This is a genomic window from Neisseria sp. P0022.S010 (assembly GCF_051956635.1).
This window is the reverse complement of record NZ_JBQCXF010000653.1, coordinates 1-1510: the sequence shown is the minus strand read 5'-3', so window position 1 is coordinate 1510 and position 1510 is coordinate 1. Positions and strand designations below refer to the sequence as shown.

Genomic DNA, 1510 nt, shown 5'->3' with positions numbered 1-1510 from the left:
GTTTATTAAAGGCCGTCTGAAACCTTTTTCAGACGGCCTGAGAGTATAATAACCACCTACCTTATAGTTCCCAAACGATATGATTTATCCATGGCATGAAACCCAATGGCAACAGCTCGCCACTCATTGGCAAAACCGTCCCAACGCCTGGCTGTTTACCGGCAAAGAAAATACCGGTAAAACCGAGTTTGCCCGCTTTGTCGCGCAGGCATTGCTGTGCGAATCGCCTACATCCGGTCATGAACCCTGCGGCGAGTGTGCTTCGTGCCATTTGTTCAGCCAAAACACCCATCCCGACTTTTACGAACTCACGCCGGAAATTCCCGAAGGCGAGGCAACGGGACGCAAACTCCTGCAAATCAAAATCGATGCCGTGCGCGATATTGTGGAAAACATTTACCTGACCGCTGTCCGCGGCGGCCTGCGCGTGGTATTGGTGCATCCGGCGGAAAGCATGAATACACAGGCGGCAAACGGTTTGTTGAAAGCTCTGGAAGAGCCGCCGCAACACGTCGTTTTCCTGCTCGTTACCCATGCGCGCGACAAACTCCTGCCCACCATCAAAAGCCGTTGTCGCCAGATGGTGCTGCCCTCGCCTACCCATGAGCAGGCTGCGGCATATCTGCGCCAACAGGGCGTGGAAAATGCCGAAGCTTTGTTGGCGTTTCACAGCGGCGCGCCTTTATTCACGCCGACTCCCGAATTGGACGCATTACGCGAAGAGTTACTGATGCTGCTGGCTGCCCCGCGCCTGTTGACCATACTCGACTACGCCGCCGCGTTCGACAAACAAAAACAACCGCTGGCCGTTTTTATCGACTGGCTGCAAAAGTGGCTGATGGATGTCGGCTTGGCACAACAAAACATGGCGCCGCTTTATTATCCGCACCATGCACAAGCCCTGCTTCAGACGGCCTCTAAAACCGATTCACGCAAGCTGTTTGCCCTATTGGGCCGTCTGAACGCACTCAACCCTTACGGATACCATACCTTGAGTGTTAAAATGCAGCTTGAGTATCTGCTTATCGAATATTTAGATTTTTGGCAAAACAAACCCTAACAGGTGATAAATGATGAATAAAAAAGACATTCCGGCGAAGATGTTGGCCTTGCAACTCAAAGACCCCAATCTGCTGTACAACTGCTATATGCCGTTTTTAGAACACGGCGGTCTGTTCGTACCGACCGATGACGTACTCTCCCTAGGCGAAGACATCCTCTTGGCCGTAGAAATCGCCGACTACCCCAAACGCTTCCTGCCCACCAAAGTCGTTTGGATCAATCCGGCGCGCACTTCAGCCCACCGCCCCAAAGGCGTAGGCCTTGCATTCTCCGAACACGAAAGCTGCCTGCAGGCCAAAAACCTGATCGAAGCCGAGCTTGGCCCGCGCCTGCGCAGCGACCGCACTACTTTTACCCTGTAATACCATGTATTTAATCGATTCACATTGCCATCTCAACTTTGACGGCTTAAAAGACCGCCTGCCCGAAGTCTTTGCCAATATGGAAG

Annotated in this window: 2 protein-coding genes and 1 pseudogene; all 3 read left to right on the top strand. The window is 52.5% G+C overall.

The window, feature by feature from the left end:
• Window positions 1-79: 79 nt before the first annotated feature.
• Window positions 80-1060, top strand: coding sequence for a DNA polymerase III subunit delta' (locus tag ACTHUT_RS20385; RefSeq protein WP_250600105.1), 981 nt, complete (start codon window positions 80-82; stop codon window positions 1058-1060).
• Window positions 1061-1070: 10 nt separating this feature from the next.
• Entirely contained in the window at window positions 1071-1424 is a 354-nt protein-coding gene (locus ACTHUT_RS20380) for a PilZ domain-containing protein (protein ID WP_250600103.1), read from the top strand.
• Between the two features lie 4 nt (window positions 1425-1428).
• Window positions 1429-1510, top strand: a pseudogene (locus tag ACTHUT_RS20375) (DNAase); the annotation flags it as partial.

What these genes read in the sequence shown, in the direction of transcription:
- ACTHUT_RS20385 (WP_250600105.1), top strand. Translation starts at nt 80, where the DNA reads ATGATTTATCCATGGCATGAAACCCAATGGCAACAGCTCGCCACTCAT.
- ACTHUT_RS20380 (WP_250600103.1), top strand. Translation starts at nt 1,071, where the DNA reads ATGATGAATAAAAAAGACATTCCGGCGAAGATGTTGGCCTTGCAACTC.